General features: G+C 64.8%; 17 protein-coding genes and 1 pseudogene. 7 read left to right on the forward strand and 11 right to left on the reverse strand.

The features are described from left to right. Window positions 1-14: 14 nt before the first annotated feature. Together KY49_RS08105 and KY49_RS08110 are read left to right on the forward strand one after the other, a co-directional pair. On the forward strand, window positions 15-1,670 hold the full coding sequence (locus tag KY49_RS08105) for a bifunctional protein tyrosine phosphatase family protein/NAD(P)/FAD-dependent oxidoreductase (protein WP_042584112.1): 1,656 nt from the start codon (window positions 15-17) through the stop codon (window positions 1,668-1,670). A 22-nt stretch (window positions 1,671-1,692) separates the two neighbouring features. Further along, window positions 1,693-2,499, forward strand: a complete 807-nt coding sequence (locus KY49_RS08110; RefSeq protein WP_042584113.1) for a sulfite exporter TauE/SafE family protein — start codon at window positions 1,693-1,695, stop codon at window positions 2,497-2,499. Between the two features lie 292 nt (window positions 2,500-2,791). Here the strand turns inward: KY49_RS08110 and KY49_RS08115 are convergent, their stop codons facing one another. The 4 genes from KY49_RS08115 to KY49_RS08130 form a co-directional block, all read right to left on the reverse strand. Continuing rightward, the gene (locus KY49_RS08115; protein ID WP_042584114.1) at window positions 2,792-3,622 is read right to left on the reverse strand and encodes an ABC transporter permease subunit; all 831 of its coding nucleotides are present in this window, start codon (window positions 3,620-3,622) and stop codon (window positions 2,792-2,794) included. Then, complete coding sequence (locus KY49_RS08120; protein WP_010097788.1) at window positions 3,619-4,548, reverse strand: ABC transporter permease subunit; 930 nt, start codon at window positions 4,546-4,548, stop codon at window positions 3,619-3,621. The genes KY49_RS08115 and KY49_RS08120 overlap by 4 nt, the downstream gene beginning before the upstream one ends. Further along, on the reverse strand, window positions 4,545-5,705 hold the full coding sequence (locus KY49_RS08125; RefSeq protein ID WP_042584115.1) for an ABC transporter ATP-binding protein: 1,161 nt from the start codon (window positions 5,703-5,705) through the stop codon (window positions 4,545-4,547). The genes KY49_RS08120 and KY49_RS08125 overlap by 4 nt, the downstream gene beginning before the upstream one ends. A 92-nt stretch (window positions 5,706-5,797) precedes the next feature. Beyond that, window positions 5,798-6,892 (reverse strand): polyamine ABC transporter substrate-binding protein, encoded by a 1,095-nt coding sequence (locus KY49_RS08130; RefSeq protein ID WP_042584625.1) that lies wholly within the window; start codon window positions 6,890-6,892, stop codon window positions 5,798-5,800. A 365-nt stretch (window positions 6,893-7,257) separates the two neighbouring features. Here KY49_RS08130 and KY49_RS08135 point away from each other — a divergent pair, with 365 nt between their 5' ends. Continuing rightward, complete coding sequence (locus KY49_RS08135) at window positions 7,258-7,461, forward strand: DUF1289 domain-containing protein (protein ID WP_010095552.1); 204 nt, start codon at window positions 7,258-7,260, stop codon at window positions 7,459-7,461. Window positions 7,462-7,557: 96 nt separating this feature from the next. On the opposite strand, the gene KY49_RS08140 is transcribed toward KY49_RS08135, so the two are convergent. From KY49_RS08140 to KY49_RS08150, 3 genes are all read right to left on the reverse strand, one after another. Then, the gene (locus KY49_RS08140; protein WP_042584116.1) at window positions 7,558-8,199 is read right to left on the reverse strand and encodes an OmpW/AlkL family protein; all 642 of its coding nucleotides are present in this window, start codon (window positions 8,197-8,199) and stop codon (window positions 7,558-7,560) included. 66 nt (window positions 8,200-8,265) lie between these two features. Next, a complete protein-coding gene (locus KY49_RS08145) occupies window positions 8,266-9,456 on the reverse strand; it encodes an NAD(P)H-dependent flavin oxidoreductase (RefSeq protein ID WP_042584117.1) in 1,191 nt (396 codons plus the stop codon). 126 nt (window positions 9,457-9,582) lie between these two features. Beyond that, window positions 9,583-11,019, reverse strand: a complete 1,437-nt coding sequence (locus KY49_RS08150; RefSeq protein ID WP_042584118.1) for an aldehyde dehydrogenase family protein — start codon at window positions 11,017-11,019, stop codon at window positions 9,583-9,585. A 235-nt stretch (window positions 11,020-11,254) separates the two neighbouring features. On the opposite strand from KY49_RS08150, the gene KY49_RS08155 reads away from it, so the two are divergent. The 4 genes from KY49_RS08155 to KY49_RS08170 all read left to right on the forward strand — a co-directional run bounded on the left by KY49_RS08155 (window position 11,255) and on the right by KY49_RS08170 (window position 15,809). Further along, complete coding sequence (locus KY49_RS08155) at window positions 11,255-11,620, forward strand: hypothetical protein (protein ID WP_029226536.1); 366 nt, start codon at window positions 11,255-11,257, stop codon at window positions 11,618-11,620. A gap of 87 nt (window positions 11,621-11,707) precedes the next feature. Further along, window positions 11,708-12,250, forward strand: a complete 543-nt coding sequence (locus KY49_RS08160) for a hypothetical protein (RefSeq protein WP_042584119.1) — start codon at window positions 11,708-11,710, stop codon at window positions 12,248-12,250. 420 nt (window positions 12,251-12,670) lie between these two features. Next, window positions 12,671-13,489 (forward strand): response regulator transcription factor, encoded by an 819-nt coding sequence (locus KY49_RS08165; RefSeq protein WP_042584626.1) that lies wholly within the window; start codon window positions 12,671-12,673, stop codon window positions 13,487-13,489. Then, on the forward strand, window positions 13,476-15,809 hold the full coding sequence (locus KY49_RS08170; protein WP_269433274.1) for a sensor histidine kinase: 2,334 nt from the start codon (window positions 13,476-13,478) through the stop codon (window positions 15,807-15,809). Before KY49_RS08165 ends, KY49_RS08170 begins: the two co-directional genes overlap by 14 nt. Window positions 15,810-15,908: 99 nt before the next feature. On the opposite strand, the gene KY49_RS38075 is transcribed toward KY49_RS08170, so the two are convergent. From KY49_RS38075 to KY49_RS35250, 4 genes and pseudogenes are all read right to left on the reverse strand, one after another. Further along, window positions 15,909-16,778, reverse strand: coding sequence for a hypothetical protein (locus KY49_RS38075; RefSeq protein WP_042584121.1), 870 nt, complete (start codon window positions 16,776-16,778; stop codon window positions 15,909-15,911). Between the two features lie 142 nt (window positions 16,779-16,920). Then, a pseudogene (locus KY49_RS08180) lies at window positions 16,921-18,588 on the reverse strand (ShlB/FhaC/HecB family hemolysin secretion/activation protein). A 270-nt stretch (window positions 18,589-18,858) separates the two neighbouring features. Beyond that, window positions 18,859-19,098 carry a hypothetical protein gene (locus tag KY49_RS08185; protein ID WP_231636356.1) on the reverse strand — a complete coding sequence of 80 codons (240 nt, stop codon included), beginning with the start codon at window positions 19,096-19,098 and terminating at the stop codon, window positions 18,859-18,861. Window positions 19,099-19,406: 308 nt separating this feature from the next. After that, window positions 19,407-19,676, reverse strand: a complete 270-nt coding sequence (locus KY49_RS35250) for a hypothetical protein (RefSeq protein WP_010092295.1) — start codon at window positions 19,674-19,676, stop codon at window positions 19,407-19,409. Between the last annotated feature and the right edge of the window lies 1 nt (window position 19,677).

Raw genomic sequence — 19,677 nt, forward strand, 5'->3', positions numbered from 1 at the left:
GAAGGACCCACACAATGAACATCCGCAAGCTGACCGACACGCTGTCGGTCTCGCCCCAGATCACGGCGGCCGACCTGCCCGCGCTCTCCGCCGCGGGCTTCCGTGCGATCGTCTGCAACCGCCCGGACGGCGAAGGCCCGGACCAGCCGACCGTCGCCGAGATTCGCGCGGCCGCCGCGCCGCTCGGCATCGCCGTGCACGACCTGCCGGTCGATTCCGGCAAGGTCACCGACGATCAGGCCGTGCGCTTCGGCGCGCTCATCGCGTCGCTCGATGCGCCGGTGCTCGCGTACTGCCGCACCGGCACGCGCTCGGCGACGCTGTGGGCGCTGTCGCAGGCGGGCCTGCGGCCGCTGGACGACATCGTCGCGACGGCCGCCGCGGCCGGCTACGACCTGGCCGGCGTCGCGGCGCGCGGCCAGCGCGCGGCGCAGGCCGTCGACGCCAGCCACGACATCGTGATCGTCGGCGCGGGCGCGGCCGGCCTCGCGGTCGCATCGAGCCTGCTCGCGCGCGACCGGTCGCTCGACATCGTCGTGATCGATCCGGCCGACGTGCATTACTACCAGCCCGGCTGGACGATGGTCGGCGCGGGCGTGTTCCGGCCGGAGACGACCGCGCGCCGGATGTCCGACGTGCTGCCGCGCGGCGTGCGCTGGATCCAGGCGGCCGTGGCCGGCTTCGAGCCGGAAGCGCATGCGGTCGTGCTCGACGGCTGCCGGCGGATCGGCTACCGGCAGCTCGTCGTCTGTCCCGGCCTCAAGCTCGACTGGCACGCGATCGACGGCCTCACCGACACGCTCGGCCGCAACGGCGTCACGTCGAACTACCGCTACGATCTCGCGCCGTACACGTGGCAACTCGTCCGCGAATTCCAGGGCGGCCGCGCGCTGTTCACGCAGCCGCCGATGCCGATCAAGTGCGCGGGCGCGCCGCAGAAGGCGATGTATCTCGCGTGCGACCACTGGCTGCGCTCAGGCCGGCTCGGCGCGGCGAACGTCGAGTTCTGCAATGCGGGCGCCGCGCTGTTCGGCGTCGCCGACTACGTGCCCGCGCTGATGGAATACGTGAAGCGCTACGACATCGGGCTGTCGTTCGGCCACGACCTCGTCGCGATCGACGGGCCCGCGCGCCGCGCGACGTTTCGGCGCACGCTGCCCGACGGCGGCGCGGAAACCGTCGAGCGCGAGTTCGACATGATCCACGTCGTGCCGCCGCAGAAGGCGCCCGATTTCGTGCGCGCGAGCCCGCTCGCCGACCCGGCCGGCTGGATCGATGTCGATCCGGCGACACTGCGACACAAGCGCTTTCCGGACGTGTTCGCGCTCGGCGACGCGACCAACACCACCAACGCGAAAACGGCCGCCGCCGCGCGCAAGCAGGCGCCCGTCGTCGCGCACAACGTGCTCGCGGCGCTCGGCAAGGCGCAGGGCGACGCGGCCTACGACGGCTATGGCTCGTGCCCGCTGACCGTCGAGCGCGGCCGGATCGTGCTCGCCGAGTTCCTGTACGGCGGCAAGGTCGCGCCGACCTTTCCCGCGTGGCTGATCGACGGCCGGCGTCCGTCGCGGCTCGCGTGGCTGCTGAAGGAGCGGCTGCTGCCGCCGCTCTACTGGAAGGCGATGCTCAAGGGCCGCGAATGGCTCGCGAAGCCGACCATCGCCGACTGATTGCGCCCGACCGGATGACATCATGCTGATCTCTCTCGTGCTGGGCGGCATCGTCGGCGCCGTGCTCGGGCTCACGGGCGCGGGCGGCGGCATTCTCGCCGTGCCCGCGCTCGTCGTCGGGATGGGCTGGCCGATGCAGCAGGCGACCCCGGTCGCGCTCGTCGCGGTGGCCGGCAGCGCCGCGCTCGGCGCGCTCGAAGGCTTTCGCCGCGGCCTCGTGCGCTATCGCGCGGCGTTCCTGATGGCCGCGGCCGGCGTGCCGCTCACGGCGCTCGGCGTGCGGCTCGCGCACGTGCTGCCGCAACGCGTGCTGCTCGCGCTGTTCGCGGCGACGATGCTGGTCGTCGCCGGCCGGCTGCTGCGGCAGGCGCTGCGCACGCCTGGCGACGCCGTGCAGGCTTCGCCGCTGTGCGTCGGCCGCGTGAACCCCGACACCGGCCGGCTCGTCTGGTCGTGGCCGGCCGGTGTCGCGCTCGCGTCGACCGGCGCGGTGACCGGCCTGATGACGGGCCTGCTCGGCGTCGGCGGCGGCTTTGTGATCGTGCCGATGCTGCGCAAGTTCACCGACGTGTCGATGCATGGGATCGTCGCGACGTCGCTGATGGTGATCGCGCTGGTCGGCACGGGCGGCGTGATCGCGACGCTCGCCGCCGGCACGCACGCGCCGCTCGACGTGACGCTGTGGTTCACCGCGACCACCGCGCTCGGGATGGCGGCCGGCCGCGGCGTGTCGCGCCTCCTGTCCGCGCGGCATGTGCAGGTCGGGTTCGCGGCCGCGCTCGTGTGTGTCGCGCTTGGGTTGCTTGTGAAGGCGGGGTTGGGTGGGTGAGCGGAGGCGGCGGCATCGCGAACGTCGCGGTGCCGCCTCACTGTCCGTCGAAGTGACAACCTCCCTGCGGACATATCGGCCCTACCCGATCTAATACTTGGTCGCGTCGACCTTTACCTCGATCCTCGTATATTCCGGTCCTAGCCACCGCGGCCACGGCCGTCTGGGCGACGCCGGGCAAAAGCTTCGCGTACTGACCTGACCGGCGCGCGTCGCGACGGCGCAATAGAAAACGCCCGGCCCGACTCGTCGTCGGCACCGGGCGTCTTGCGTGGCGTCGGGCGAAACGGCGTCAGGCCATCGCCGCCGCTGCGGCCGTCATCCTGCGCCGCTCCTGGCGCAGCATCACGAAGTTCGCGATCACGACGCCGGCCGTCACCGCGAAGATGAGCAGCGTCGCGAGCGCGTTCATCTCCGGATTCAGGCCGAGCCGCACGCGCGAGAACACGACGAGCGGCAGCGTCGTCGAGCCGGGGCCCGACAGGAATGCCGACAGCACGAGGTCGTCGATCGACAGCGTAAACGACAGCAGCCAGCCGGCGATCAGCGCCTGCGAGATCAGCGGCAGCGTCACAGCGAAGAACACCTTGAGCGGCGTCGCGCCGAGATCGAGCGCAGCCTCCTCGAGCGACGGGTCCAGCTCGCGCACGCGCGACTGCACGATGATCGCGACGTACGAGATGCACAGCATCACGTGGCCGAGCCAGATCGTGAAGATGCCGCGCTCGGCCGGCCAGCCGATCCACTTGCCGAGCTCGATGAACAGCAGCAGCAGCGAGATCCCCTGGATCACTTCCGGAATCACGAGCGGCGCGTTGATCATTCCGCTGAACAGCGCAAAGCCGCGAAAGCGCCCCATCCGCGCGAGCACGAAGCCGGCCCACGTGCCGATCACGACCGACGCGGTGGCGGTCATGAGGCCGATCTTCAGCGACAGCCACGCGGCGGTCAGCAGTTCGTCGTCGTCGACGAGCGCCGAGTACCAGCGGAACGAAAAGCCGGACCAGACCGTGACGAGCTTCGACTCGTTGAATGAATAGACGATCAGGCTGACGATCGGGATGTACAGGAACGCAAAACCGGCAAGGAGCACCGCGAACTGCAGGAAACGATTCGGCTTCATTGACGGCGGCCCTCCTGCTCCTTGGCCTGGAAACGCTGGAACATCGCCATCGGCACGAGCAGCAGCAGCACCATCGCGCAGGTGACCGCGGAAGCCATCGGCCAGTCGGCGTTGTTGAAGAACTCGTTCCACATCACGCGGCCGATCATCAGCGTATTCGCGCCGCCGAGCAACTCCGGAATCACGTATTCGCCGACCGCCGGGATGAACACCAGCAGGCAGCCCGCGATGATCCCGTTCTTCGACAGCGGCAGCGTGATCTGCACGAACGCCTTCCACGGCTTGGCGCCGAGGTCGTACGCGGCCTCGAGCAGGCGCAGGTCCATCTTCACGAGGTGCGCATAGAGCGGCATCACGAGGAATGGCAGGTACGAATACACCATCCCGATGTAGACCGCGTAGTTCGTGCGGTACAGCTCGATCGGCGTATGGATCAGGCCGATCGCCATCAGGAAGTTGTTCAGGAGGCCGTTGTTCTTCAGGATGCCGATCCACGCATACACGCGGATCAGGAACGACGTCCAGAACGGCAGCATCACGCCCATCATCAGGACGTTGCGGGTCGCCGGGTTCGAACGCGCGATGTAGTACGCCATCGGATAGCCGATCAGCAGGCACAGCAGCGTCGTGATCGCGGCGACCAGCACCGAGTTCACGTAGGTCGCGAAGTACAGGCTGTCGGTCAGCAGGAACGCGTAGTGCGACAGGTTCAGCGCGATGTGCACGACGCCGTCGGTGTACGTCGCGAGCTCCGAGTACGGCGGGATGCCGAGCTGCAGCTCCGCGAAGCTGATCTTGACGACCAGCACGAACGGCACGAGGAAGAACAGCACGAGCCACGTGAACGGGCCGGCGACGACCGCGGTGCGGCCGGTGAGGTTGAAGCGCCTCACCGGCCAGTTGAGCAGGGACTTGAACGCGGTCATGACGTCAGCACCACGCCCGCCGATGCGCTCCAGCGCACGTAGATCTCGTCGCCGAGCGACGGCGTCTCGAGCTCCGAGATCGCGAGGCTCGACACGTTCGCGATCACGGTCTTGCCGCCGTCGAGCTTCACGTGATACAGCGAATACCCGCCCATGTACGCGACGTTCGAGATCCGGCCGTGCGCCCAGTTGAACGCGCCTTCGGGCGGCTTGCGCGTCAGCGCGATGCGCTCGGGGCGCACCGACACCGAGACCGGCATGCCGAGCGGGCCGGTGATGCCGTGGTTCACGTACAGCCGGCACGGCAGGCCCGGCGACTCGATGAACACGTGGTCGGGCTCGTCCTCGACGGTGACGCCGTCGAACAGGTTGGTCGAGCCGATGAACTCGGCCGAGAAGCGGGTGTTCGGATACTCGTAGACCTCGTTCGGCGAGCCGATCTGGACGATCTGGCCTTCGCTCATCACCGCGAGCCGGTTCGCCATCGTCATCGCCTCTTCCTGGTCGTGCGTGACCATGATGCAGGTGACGCCGACCTTGTTGAGGATGTTGACGAGCTCGATCTGCGTGCGCTGGCGGATCTGCTTGTCGAGCGCCGACATCGGCTCGTCGAGCAGCAGCAGCTTCGGGCGCTTGACGAGCGAGCGCGCGAGCGCGACGCGCTGCTGCTGGCCGCCCGACAACTGGTGCGGCTTGCGCTTCGCGAACTTGCCCATCTGCACGAGCTCGAGCGCCGCATGCACGCGCTCCTTCAGCTCGGCCTTCGGCACGCCTTCCTGCTTCAGGCCGAACGCGACGTTCGCCTCGACCGTCATGTGCGGGAACAGTGCATACGACTGGAACATCATGTTCACGGGCCGTTTGTACGGCGGCATCTGCGCGAGGTCCTCGCCGTCGATCAGGATCTTGCCCGACGTGATCGTCTCGAGGCCGGCAAGCATCCGCAACAGCGTCGACTTGCCGCAGCCCGAGCTGCCGAGCAGCGCGAACAGCTCGCCTTTGCGCACCGTCAGGTTGACGCTGCGCACCGCTTCGGTCTCGCCGAATTTCTTGACGACGTCGATGATCTGGACAAAGTTTTCGGCGCGCGAACCGGCGCCGGACGAGGAAACGAAGGACGGCGCGCTCGCAACCGGCGCACTCGACTGGCTATTCATGATGTGCTGCTTCTCTCCTGCGTTTGACGAACAAAGCCCCCGGGGGCACCAGGGGCTTCATGACTGCATGTGCGACTCCGGCTCGCTTTGCGTCAGCGTCCCGATTTCAGCTCGGTCCACAGACGCGTCTGCAGACGCTGGATCTCCGGCGGCAGCGGCTTGAGCAGGAACAGCGTCTTCACGACGTCGGCCGGCGGGTAGACGGCCGGATCGTTCGCGACGTCAGGCCGCACGTACTTGCGCGCCTCGGCGTTCGCGCTCGGGTAGTACACCGCGTTCGTGATCGCCGCGTGGACCTTCGGGTCCTCGATGTAGTTGATCCACTGCAGCGCAGCTTCCTTGTTCTTCGCATCCTTCGGGATCGCCATCACGTCGAACCAGACCGGCGCGCCGCCCTTCGGGATGTAGTACTCGACCTTGTAAGGCTTCTTCGCTTCCATCGCGCGATGCTTCGCGATCACGACGTCGCCCGACCAGCCGAACGCGAAGCACAGGTCGCCGCCGACCAGGTCGTTGATGTAGCCCGACGAGTTGAACTGCGTGATGTACGGGCGGATCTTCTTCAGCACCTGCATCGCGGCCTGGTAGTCGGCCGGGTTCGTGCTCATCGGATCCTTGCCGATGTAGTGCAGCGTCGCCGCGAACATCTGGTCGGGTGCGTCGAGCACCGACACGCCGCACGCCTTCAGCTTCGAGATGTTCTCCGGCTTGAACAGGATGTCCCAGTTGTCGAGCGGCACCTTGCCGAGGATCTGCTGGGCCTTGTTCACGTTGTACCCGAGGCCGGTCGTGCCGTACGCCCAGGGCACCGCGAACTTGTTGCCCGGGTCCGCGCCCGCGACGAGCGCCATCAGTTGCGGATCGAGATACTTGAGGTTCGGCAGCTTCGACTTGTCGAGCGGCGTGAAGATGCCGGCCGCGATCTGCTTGCCCGCGTAGTTGCTGGTCGGCACGACGATGTCGTAGCCCGAGCTGCCGGTCAGCAGCTTCGCCTGCAGCGTGTCGTCGCTGTCGTAGTTGTCGTAGCGGACCTTGACGCCGGTCTGCTTCTCGAAGTTCGGGATCGTGTCCTTCGCAATGTAGTCCGACCAGTTGTAGACATTGAGCTGCGTATCCTTCGCCGCTGCCGCCGATGCGCCCACGCACAGCGCCAGCGCTGCGAACCGGCACGCCACCTTTGCTTTCATCCCGTTCTCCCGTCCGGCCGGACGCATGTCCGGCTGTCGCCTGCCTCGCCATGACGGCGCGTGAAAATCCGCGCCGTCCCTTGAAAACCCCGAAAGCTACCATTATTCGCCGCCCGTCACAAAAAAATCGTGCCGGTGTCGCGCAAACGGAACAGATTCCTGTCGCAAACCGGCATCCCGGCGCGCGCAGCGGGGTAATCCGGAGGAAATTCTATCGGGTAATTTCCGTCTGTCCATCCTGAAAATGGACAGGCGAAAGCGTTCGGCCGACAGGCGGCCTCGCCCGGCGTCGCGCCGGGTGCCGGGAGCGGCCGCGCCCGATGCATTAAAATGCCCGCTGACGTTTTCCCCGTGCGAACCTTCCGATGGCCTCCAATCTCCACGACCTGCCCGACAGCCCCTGCATCGGCGTCTGCTCGACCCTCTTCGACGAAGTCTGCAAGGGCTGCGGCCGCACGGCCGCCGAGGTCTCGAACTGGGTGTTCCTGAGCGACGACGAGAAGCGCGCGGTGTGGGAGCGCATTTCGCGCGAAGGCACCGCGATGCGCTTCCAGTACGACAAGCTCTGACGCGACGGCGCGCAAACAAAAAAAAAGCGGCACGCATACCGCCGTGCCGCCAACCCCAACTCTGTTCTTGTTGCGTCTGTTGCGCGTGCTGCGTGATCAGAACTTCATCCCGACGCCCACGCCGACGATCAGCGGATCGATGTGCAGCGTGCCGATCGGCTTGTCGCCGAGCGTCGCGTCGGTGCTCATCCAGATCTTCTTCACGTCGACGTTGACGAACACCTTCTTCGTCACCTGCACGTCGACGCCGAACTGCAGCGCCGGGCCGAAGCTGCTCTTTTCGATCGACACGCCCTGCCCGCCGACGTTGAGTCCGTTGTTGTAGAAGTACGTGTAGTTCAGGCCCGCACCGACATACGGACGCACCTTGCCGGCATGGTTGAAGTGGTACTGCAGCAACAGCGTCGGCGGCAGCACGTTCACGCCGCCGAGGTTGCCGAGGTTCGACGTCATCTGGTGCCGCGACGTGCCGAGAATCAGCTCGACGCCCAGATAGTCGCGGATCATGTACGTGAAATCGAGCTCCGGCACGATCGCGTTCTTCACGCCGACGTTGATCGCGCCCAGCGTGTCGCTGCCGCGCTCGTTCGGCTGAATGCTGATCGCGCGCAGGCGGGCCAGAAAATCGCCCTGGTAAATGCCGTCGCCCTGCGATGCCGCGTGCGACACCGCCGGCATCGCGGCAAGACCCGCAGCGCATGCCGCGGCGGCAACAAATTTTTGAATCGTTTTATGCATCTGTATGGACCCCCAAAGAACGGAATCCATTCTGCCGGCAGGGTCTTGGGTGCGTTTTGATGTTCGTCAAGCCAGCGTAAACGCTGGACGGTTTGTCGCAGGCTCGCCCGCGCTGCCCGTGAGCAGCAGGTCGAGCAGATCGCGCACGCTGCGGATCGCACGGCCGAACGGCAGCGCTTCGCGGCCGCGGAAGAACAGCCCGTTCGCGACGTCGCCGCGCAACGCGGCCGCGAGGCGCGTATCGATGCAGAAGTGCCCGAACTTCTCGATGCCGTCGCGCAGCCCGCACACGCTCAGGCATTCGAGCGCGGCCGGGCAGCGCAGCTTCAGCGCGCCGAGCTTCTCGCGTATGCGCGCCTCGTTGCGCAGGTAGCGCTCGAGCCACGGCGTCTTCACCGCGCGCGCCGGCAGGCCCGTCACGCTGACGAACTCGACGATGTCGTCGGGGCGCGCGTCGGCGAGCACGCGCTTGAAATTCGGATGCGCGTCGCCTTCCGCGGTGACCGCGAACGGCGTGCCGATCTGCACGCCGTTCGCGCCGGCGGCCAGCGCGTCGCGCACCGCGTCGTGGCTGTTGATCCCGCCGGCGACGATCAGCGGAATTTGCTCGCGCTCGAGGCCGAGCGACGCGATCACCTGCGTGGTCTCGTCGAGCACGCGCGCGAAATCGAAGCGCGCGTCGTGCATGTCGTCGAGCTGCGTGACGCCGAGATGGCCGCCCGCGTGCGCGGGATGCTCGATCACGATCGCATCCGGCAGCCGGCCCTTCCTCATCCACTTCTTCAGCACGAGCGCGATGCCGCGGCTGTCCGACAGGATCGGAACCAGCGCGATGTCGCGGCCGTGCGTCAGGTCCGGCAGGTCGAGCGGCAGGCCCGCGCCCATCACGATCGCGTCCGCGCCTTCGTCGCAGGCGACGCGCACGTAGTCCGCATGCGCGCGGACCGCCTTCATCACGTTGACGGCGATCATCCCGCGCCCTTCGCCATAGGTTTTCGCGAGACGGATCTCGCGCGCGAGCGCCTCGAGATTCGCGGCCTCGAGCGTGGCGCGGTCCGGTTGCGCGCGGCAGCGCGCGAGCAGGTCCGCATGATGATGCCGCAGGTCGATGCTCGCGATCGTGCCGAGCGCGCCTTCGCGCGCGACGCTGCCGGCGAGGCGATGCGCGGACACGCCGACGCCCATGCCGCCTTGCACGATCGGCAGCAGCGAACGGCCGCGAATCACGAGCGGCGGGAAGGAAGTGCGTGCGGACATCGGGTACCTCGTCGAACATCGGGAAATGCGATGATCGGCGCGTCCGCCGACGCGCACCTTGAGCCGCGTCAAGAAAAAACGGCACGCGCGGTGCGTGCCGTTTTCAGAAATCGCGCGTCGTGCCGTTCAGGCGGGCTTCGCCGGCTTCAGCTGCATCGACTTGTATTCGAGGTATTCCTCGAGTCCGTAGACGCCGTTCTCGCGCCCGTGGCCCGACTGCTTGAAGCCGCCGAACGGCGCGGCCATGTTCCACGTGCCGCCGTTGATGTCGACCTGCCCGGTGCGCATGCGCCGCGCGACGCGCAGCGCGCGCTCGTCGCTGCCCGCCCAAACCGCGCCGCCGAGGCCGTACGGCGAGTCGTTCGCGATGCGGACCGCTTCCTCCTCGTCGCGATACGTGATGATCGACAGCACGGGCCCGAAGATTTCCTCCTGCGCGATCGTCGATTTCGGATCGACGCGGCCGAACACGGTCGGCTTCACGAAGAAGCCCTTCTCGATGCCGTCCGGCAGGCCGACGCCGCCCGTCACGAGCTCGGCGCCTTCGTCGATGCCGCGCTGGATGTACGACTGCACGCGCTGCTGCTGCGCCGCCGACGCGAGCGCGCCGAGGCGCGTCGACTCCTGCCGCGGGTCGCCGGCGACGTACGCTTCGGCCGCGGTCTTCGCCAGCGCCCGCGCCTCGTCGTAACGCGCCTGCGGCACGAGCATCCGCGTGTGTGCCGAACAGGTCTGCCCGGCGTTCAGGTAGCACGCGTTGACCGTGCCCTTCACCGCCGCCGCGAAGTCGGCGTCGTCGAGGATCACCGACGCCGACTTGCCGCCCAGCTCGAGCGCGACGCGCTTGACGCTCGCGGCGGCCAGCTCGGCCACGCGCTTGCCCGCGCGCGTCGAGCCGGTGAACGACACCATGTCGACGTCGGGGTCGGTCGCGAGCACTTCGCCGACGACGGGCCCGTAGCCGCACACGAGGTTGAATACGCCGGCCGGCAGCCCCGCGGCATCGATCGCCTCGGCGAGCATGAACGCGTTGAGCGGCGCGATTTCGGACGGCTTGAGGACCACCGTGCAGCCGGCCGCGAGCGCCGGCGCGACCTTCAGCGTGATCTGGTTGAGCGGGTAGTTCCACGGCGTGATCGCCGCGACGACGCCGACCGGCTCGCGCACGACGAGCGAATTGCCCACTCGCGCGTCGAACTCGAACGACTCCGCGAGCTTCGCATACGCGTTCCAGTTGTAGATCGGCCCGCCGACCTGGATCGCGCGCGACAGCTTGATCGGCATCCCGACTTCGCCCGTGATCGACTGCGCCAGCTCCTCGCTGCGCGCCTGCAGATGCTCGGCGATCTTGCGCAGGTATGCGGCGCGGGTCGCGGGCGGGGTCGCGGCCCAACCGTCGAACGCGGCGCGCGCGGCGCGGACCGCCGCCTGCGCGTCGGCCGGCTGCCCTTCCGGAATCCGGCCGATCACGGCCTCGGTGCCCGAGTCGATCACGTCGATCGTGCCGGCGCCCGCCGGTTGGCGCCAGGCGCCGTCGATATAGAACTGGTCGTAGGTTTTCATCGTCGTGTTCCGTCTCCGTGGAAACGATCATTTTAGCGAGCGCGGGACGCGCGTGACGGCACGCGGCGCCGGCACGGCGACCGGCGGTGCGCGATGACGTCCCGCCCGCCATGCGCCCCCATCCGCACCAGTCCGGGTGCGCGGCATGGTCCGCATCGTGCTATGTTTTTACTATCGGCACCGGTGCCTTGCGCCCGGCCGCCACCCGGAATCGACGCCTTTCGTGAGCGCTGCCATGACCGACGCCCGCCCCACCCTCGGCTCGCACGACCGCCTGGAGCTCCTCTGCTGGCTCACCTGCGGCAATCTCGGCGCGTACTACCTCAATGAGGCATGGCCGGATTCCGCGTTCCAGGTACAGGCCGCGCACCGCTGGCTCGACCGCCACCACCGCATGGCCGACTGGCTGGCGATCGCGAAGCTGTCCGCGCTCGCGCAGGACATCGCGAAACGCCATGCCGGCTTCGTCGACGCGGCCTGGGCGCGCGACGCGGTCGAGGAGATCGTCGACACCGACGACCTGAACTATCAGGCGCGGCTCGTGCAATGGGTGTACGACGACTGCTGCAAGGCGCTCGCGGACCAGCGGCTGGCGGATTGACGACGAGGCGGACATGCGGCGCACGGATCGATGCTCGGGCGCCGTGCCCGCGGACCCACTGAACCTCGAACTTGCACGGATGATCGCGTGACACGCGCATACCGATTTCTGCTGACCGCCGGCGCCTTCGCCGTGCTTGCCGCCTCGGCCGGCGCGGCCACCCCGGCGGCACCCGCCAGCGCATGCCCGTCGCCATCGTTCGACCGGTACCCGGCTCGCACCGTGCGCGCGCCGCGCGCGCTGCCCGACGCACCCCGGCTGCGCAGCAAGGAAGCCCGCCTCTACCGTACCGTCATTCGAGGCGAATTCACGGAACCCGCCAATTTTGCCGGTCACTATCGCGTCGCCGTGTGGGGTTGCGGAACGGACTGCCGGAATTTCGCGATCGTCGACAAGTACACGGGAACGACCTACACGATGCCCGGCGTGCAGGAGATCTCGGGGGTGATGGGCAACGGCGACGAGCGGCTCGATTTCCGTGCCGGCAGCACGTTGCTGATCGTATCCGGCTGCTTCAACGACGACTGCGGCCACGGCAACGCGAAGGCGGCCCGGTTCTTTTACGAATGGACCGGCACGCGGTTGCGCCTTGCCGGCACGTGCCCGCTGGACATCGAGCCGGCCGAGTGACGTCGGCCCGGGCCTCGCGCCGTCGCCCATCGCGGTCGAACCTCTGCAGTTCGCCGCCTTTCTCCCCTCGGATACCTCCACTTGGCGTTACGGCCCGCGCAACGCCGAAGCGCATTGTTGCAGCGTCGTCCATGCGCGCCTTTTCCCGAGCGCCCAAATCTTTTGCTCGGGGGGAAATTTTTGATATTCCGCAGATCAATGCGATCTGATATTCTGCGCGGCATCCGGCGATACCGCGTCGCGCCTCGTCACCGGGGTGCCGCATGCGCCGCTGCAGCGCAGCGATTCGGGCCAGGCAGAACAATCGTGAGAAGTCGGTAAATCAGACCGGTCGCGTAGAACGCGAATTGACACAGCGACCGAAAGACAATCGAAAGCTTGATGTCGGATCGCAATCCGCAACGCCTGCACGTATCCACCATGCTGCCCCGACCATCCGCACTTGCCGACGCGCACATTCTTGTCGTCGACGACCAGCCGGACCAGCTTCACCTGTTGATCGCCATCCTGCGCCGTGCCGGCTTCCGGATCAGCATCGCATTCGATGGATCACAGGCGTATCAGCGGGCGCTGGCGATCTCGCCCGACCTGATCCTGATGGACGTCCGGATGCCGCGCATGGATGGCTTCGCGGCCTGCCGACTGCTTGCCGAAACGCCCGGCACGTGCGCGATTCCAATCATTTTCCTGACGGTGGCCGGCGACCTCGACGAGCGTCTCGAGGGGCTGGGGATCGGCGGCGTCGACTACGTGCTGAAGCCGTTCGAACCTGCCGAGGTCCTTGCGCGGATTCGCGTCCACCTCGGCCGCGCGAAAGGCGGCCGGCATGCCGAAGCCGATCCGGCTGAGTCGGATCCCACCGGCAACGACGCCATCGTTCGCGCGGCCATTCGGCATCTTTCGCAAAGACTGAGCGACCCGCCCACGGTCGAACGGCTCGCCCGCCTGGTCGGCACCCATGAAAAGCGGCTGACGCGCGCATTCCGGGACACCCTCGGCCAGACCGTATTCGAGTATCTGCGCAACGAACGCTTGCGGATTGCTCAAGGCCTGCTGAGCCGCACGCCGTTGAGCATCGCGCAGATTGCCGAAGAAATCGGCTTTTCGAGCCCCGCGAATTTCGCCACGGCGTTTCGCGAGCGATTTGGCGTCACGCCGTCGGCTTACCGGGACGAATGTCGCACGTGCCGCTTGCAGGAGCCGGCCGGCATCCTGGAGCCCGATCTTGATCTCGGCTAGCGCCGCGACAACGATCGTCATGTGGCGCCGGTTGTTCTTGCTGTTCCTGTGCCTCTGCGGGTGGGCGTCGTGCGCCTTTGCCGTGCTGCCCGATGTGGCCGCCCAACCGATCCCGCAGCGTGCTTCGCTGGACCGGATTCAGGTATTCGAAGACGTGTCGGGCCGGATGCGGCTGGACGACGTGCTCGCGCTGCCGACCGAACGCCCGGGCGGGTTTCGCTCCGTCCGGCAGGACGGCTTGAAGCCCGGCTTCTCGCATTCGGCGTGGTGGCTGCGCGTGACCGTGACCAACCGCGGCACGACGGAATCGTCGCTCGTCCTTGCGCTCATGGAGCCGCGCCTCGTGCACGTGGACTTCCATATCGGACGCGACGGCCATCGTACACCTGACGGCATCGATTCCACCGCGGCGCCGGCAGCGCGGCCATCGGTATCCCGCAATCCATTGACGCGATTCACCCTCGGTCCCGGCGAGCAGGCCGTCATCCTGATTCGCGTGGCGGGCGATACCGCGCTCGCGCTCGAGCCGAAGCTGTATGCGGCGGCGGAGTATGAAGCGCTCGAGAAGCGCGCGGCGCTTTGGGGCGGCGGCCTGATCGGCGGCGTCCTGGCGCTCGGATGGTGCGCGCTGCTGATCGCCTGTTTCTCGCGCAGCGTCTCGTTCCTCGTGCTCGCGGCCGTCTGTTTCATGACGGCATCGTATGAAGCCGCCTTGCGCGGTTATACGAAAGTCTATCTATGGCCGCACGCAGTCGAATGGAGCGCCCGCAGCGTTTCGGTGTTCGGCTGCGTCAGCGTGCTGCTGTTCATCGTCTTCATCCTGCGCATCGCCTACGGCGAGCGAACCATGCTCCCCGCGCGCCGCGTGCTGTCCGGATTCGCGGTACTGGAGTGCGTCACCGCGGCAGGCGCCGCGTTCGGGAATCTGTACGTTTTCGCCCAGGTCAGCCTGGCCGTCAACGGAGTGTTCGGCATCGTCGAAGTGGGCGTTGCCGCCGTGCTCTCGCGCCAGGCGACGCCCACCGCGCGGATCATGCTGATCACGGTCGGCTTCGGGTTGTTCAACTTTGCGTTGCACCTGGTCGAGACGCTCGGCTTCCTGCCGGCCGGCCTGGGATGGCTGAATGCCGACATTCGTCCGAACCCCGTCATCGCCGTGATTGGCTTGGCCACCCATCTCGTCGTGCTCGCCGCATGGATCAACCATGTCGGGAAACAGCGGCAGGAGGCGCGGGAGGAACTTGCCGACTGGCAGCGAAGCGAGCACGAACGGCTGCGGCACGAGGTTGCGCAGCGCACGGCGGCATTGAACGCGGCCTTGCTCGACGCGGAAGAGAAAAACCAGCAGAAGATCGAAACCCTCGGCTATGTGAGTCACGACCTTCGCGCGCCGCTTGCGACGATTGCCGGCTATGCCGGACTGCTGCTGGACGCGGCCGATTCGAAGCAGGCACACCTGATCCGCGCGATCGAGCGCAGCGTGAGCTATCAACTCGGCCTGATCGACGAGCTGATCGGGTATGCGAAAGCCGAGCTGCAGCCGCTGGACATCGCCCCGGCGCCAACGGACCTGCTCGCGCTGCTGAACGACATCGCCGAATACGCGATCGCACTCTGTACGCCACTGAACAACCAGTTCCACCATCAGGCGCTGACGTCATTGCCTCGCCGGGTGGCGATCGATGGCCGCCGGCTGCAGCAGGTGCTGCTCAACCTGCTGTCCAACGCGTCCAAATTCACCCGTGACGGCATCGTCATGATGACCGTGCGAGCGCGCCGGCAGGACGACCGCTGGCTGATCGGATTCGACGTCGCGGATACCGGCATCGGGATCGGCATCGAGCAACAGTCGAGCCTCTTTTCGGCATTCCGCCAGATGCAGTCGATGAACGGCACCACGGGCCTCGGGCTGTTCATTGCGCAGCGCATCGTCGCCACGATGGGCGGCGATCTGCGCGTGTCGAGCGCGCCTGCTCGCGGCACCTCGTTTTCGTTCGAGATCGTCGTGGACGCCGCGGAGGCTGGCGCTGCGGCGACGTCGAACGTCATCCCCTATTCGTCCTTCGGTTCCGCCGACATACACGTGCGACGCGATCGCCACACGGCGATTGCCGTTCCGCCCGAAAGCGACCGCCGGGAACTGGCGGTTCTCGCGAAAGACGGACGCCTGACCGATATCGAGCAATGGATCGACAGCGCGAGCCGCGTTCATCCCGCGGCCACGGCGTTTTTGGCTGAGATCCGGCTCAGTCTCGACGCACTGGATTTCTCGGGCATCGAAGCGCTCGCGCTGGCGCCTCATGATCATCCGGTATATTGAAAAAACCGAAGGCCCGCTACCGGCAAATTGCCGATGCGGGCCTTGGGGGGATTCCGATGGCGTCGGCCTACGCGCTCGACCCCAAGTTTCTCGACGACATTACTGGCACGACAACACCACAACGCCGCCAACTCCCGACTTAGACTGCGAAGTCGAGTAGCCGAGGGCCACCAACGGCTGCTTCGCGTCATGGCCGACGACAACCGTTTGTACGGACAGGCTCCCTTCGGTCGAAACGCCATCCAACGGCGTCTGTGCCTTCGTCAACGTATATTGACCATTCAAGTCGTGAATCGTCATGCTCAGGTTGTTCAGCGTATGCGTACCGAGATCCAGCGTAGCCGAAGCCGTTCCAAGCGTGCCGGTCGGGCCACTGAAATCGTTTGCGACCGAATCCGCGATCAGTTGCGTGCAGGCAAGCGTTCCGCTCGCCACGGGTAACGAAAGGGGCGTGCCCACCGCGTAGTGAAGGCCCTGGTCCATGGTATAGGTATTGCCATCCGTGTCCTTGGCCATGTTCCAGCGGCCAATCGCGACATCGCTGCCGACGCCCTGGATTTCCGACACCATTCCGTGATCGAGTCCCAGGCAGTCGGTCGCGGAATCCGAAGAAGCCAGCGTTGTAAACGCGCCGCTCGCTTGTTGCAACAGGCTCGACGCGGGTACAGCCGAGGCGGTGAAATTCCGGTTCAACTGATATTCCTTGGGCATACTGGGCACGACCACCACGGCCAGCTTGCCGTTATTGTCCTTGACCTGAGAGGCTGAACCGGAATAGGTGAAATTACCGTTCGGCCGGCACGCTGCCTGAACGGCCGGCTGTGGGGATGAGGGCGTGGCGGATGATGCCGGAGGCGCGGATGTTCCTGTGCCGGACGTATTGACATCGTCTCCACCGCCACATGCCGAAAGCGCTGTCGTGATGAGTGCAACTGCGAAGAGGCAGGACGAGCGGGAAGATTGTTTCATTGGATTGGTCTCCAGATTTTCCCAATATTGTTGGGAGATGGTTTTCGGACGAGTTGCTTTACCTCGTGGGTGATTGGGCGAGCGCGATGTGCGCTGCGATGACGTGCCGGATATGCCTGAAATTCTCCTGCCAATTGAACACTCAAAACTGCCCCGTCAACTGAAATCCGACCGTCACGCATGCGGTCGGAAATCCGGACGGCTTGTAGACCGGCGTGCCCGCGAACAGGTCATAGCCGTACGCGCCCAAGCGCGTGCCGATACTGCCCTTGATGCCGATCACCGCGCCGGCCAGTTGCGTGCCGACCAGCGCAACCGGCTGCGGTCCCCATACATGGCCGTAGTCGAGTCCCGCGTAAAGGGCCTGCCCCGTCTGCCCGATCGGCATCTGCAATTCGTTGCGCCAGTAGAAGCCGCGCGCCGCCGCCAGCATCGTTTCGCCGTCGAAGCCGCGTACCGTGTACCGGCTGCCGATCGTCAGATCATCGATGTAGTACAGCGTGTTGCCGGTGTACTGACCATGGAATGTGGTCACGTAACGGAACGGCTGCTGCGCGATTGCAAAAGGTACCGACAGGTTCGCATCGACCACGGCCATCTTGTAGCGGTACGTCGGACCGCCGCCGGCCGCGAGCACGTCGTCTTGCGCGCCGAATCCACCAATGCCCTGCCGGTACGCGAGAGAACCGTCGAACTGCGCGCCACCGAAATAATGCCGATCGGTCAGGCCGAGTTCGATCAGCGTGTTGTTACGGCGCTGCTGCGAGATTTCCGTATCTTCGATGAAGCTCTGACCGAAGCGGCGCGACAAGCGGACATAGCCGCCGAATACATCGTTCTGGCTACGCGCGAGCACACGGGCGAGCTTGAAATCGATCGTCTTTGAATTACCGCTTGCGACGAACGTTTAATTAACGCCTGCGATCTGCTGGTAGTAGGTGTTCGTGTACGCCGAAAGGGTCGCAGTCCAGTAGCCCCACGGAATGGAATAGAACGCATTCCAGCCGTGTGAACCGAGGCGCTTGTCGCCAAATTCAAGGTCTTGACTCGCGCCAACGTTGAACACGTCGTTCAGCCCAAACGGATTGTCGATCCCGAGCGAAATATTGCCCTGCAATTTGCCGGTCGCGCGCGTGCCCGAATTGTCGATCGACGCGACGACGGTCCAAGGCTTGCCGCGCTTCACGTCAAGTACAACGTCGCTGTCGCCCGGCACGTCGCCGGGCACGATCTGCATCGATACGTCCTGACTCGATACGCGCTTCGTCTGTTCCAGACCTTGCTCAAGGTCACGCAGATTCAACAGTTCACCATCGCGCGTCGGAAACGCGGTTTTCCATGTGCCCCGCAGCTTTTCGTCAGCGAAATGCACGCGGCGAATCACGCCGGGAATCAACGACACTTTCAACGCGCCAGACGACAAATCCTGTTCGGGCAGCAGCACACGCGTCGTGATATAGCCACGCGACAGAATGTCTTGCGACAGCGCCTTGACGAGTACATCAAGCCCTTGCTTGCCGACACACTGCCCCGTGTAGTGTTCGAGCCATTCACGCGCGAATGCGAAGCGATCCATCGGCAGCGCGGACGCGCCCTTTGCTTTCACGCCATCCGGCAATGAGTCTGGAACGTCGACCACGAAATGATCAACGCGGAAGCATGGTGTTTCGGTTGGAAGCGTCGGATAGCCTGCACTTGCCGCAACGCTCGAACGCACCCCCGGCGCGGAAACGGTTCGTTCACGCTCACGGGTTTCTTCCTGCTGTCGAACCTGTTGGTCATTACCAACCGATTGAACCGACTGTGCCATCGCGCAGGTCGATGCAAAAAGCAACGATCCGGCGATAAAGCTACCCCCTCGGATTTTCTTCTTCATGTATTTGATTCTCGATTACACATGCCCTGCGACCATCCGAAATCAAAGCAGGATAACAATCGCACCGACCGCATGCACTAGTCGAAAAAGATGTTTGTGCAGCGCCGTGAACGGTAAAATCACATTTATGAAGATCGCCGCCACTTTCACTGATCCAACAGTAGCAGCGATCGGATTAAGAAATGTCGCCAACCTCTTGATCAACTACGCACACTTCCGCAACTCATCTCTCGCGGAATTAACTGCCCCCATAAAATCATCGAGACTGAATTTCATTTTTACACTGTCTGGCAGGATGTACAAATCAACCAAAAACTCAATCTGCATACTGTCATTTCCGCCCTCCCTGTCGATAACGCACAGTCTTTGCCCCTCAAAGCTGAGTTCCGCCATAAGGTGCTCGCGACCCATTTCACCAACAAAATCAATATTAAATTTCGTCACACCATTCACCTTATTACGTACTCGTACTTACAAGCAAATTTTGCCATCATCACCCACATCCGACCTGGCAATTAAATCGAAACATCCGCCCTTTAGCGAATTTACTCCCAACCCACTCCCTTAGCCAGTCGAATTTTCATTGACATATTTTTTAATCCCACAATCCAAAACTCCGAGTGCACCCACACTTGGCCAGCGCTCAAATTCATCCGGATATGAACTATATATTTTCCACCAAAGAACTGAGTCAGCGCCCAATTTTCAATCCCTACCAAAAACATTAAATACACAAACTCAACTTCACCACATCATTCACCACTACCTTCTCGCACATAGGTCACAAATTTATTCCTCCCCGCCTCCTCTAAGTGCAACCTACCGCATGACGGGCAGCGATACACTGTAATCTCCTTCCCTCTTAATTTTTCATAAAATGCCTCACCATCAATCGCCTGACCACCGTCCAATAAATCCACGATATCTTCCAGAGCTTTTTCCGGAATCAGCCTCCATTCGTCCTTACTCGGAGAAACAATCAAATTTATAACATGTCCGCACTTACAAGAAAATTTTGCCATT

It is taken from the genome of Burkholderia sp. MSHR3999, from assembly GCF_000833595.1.
In the GTDB taxonomy this organism is placed as follows: Bacteria; Pseudomonadota; Gammaproteobacteria; order Burkholderiales; family Burkholderiaceae; genus Burkholderia; species Burkholderia ubonensis.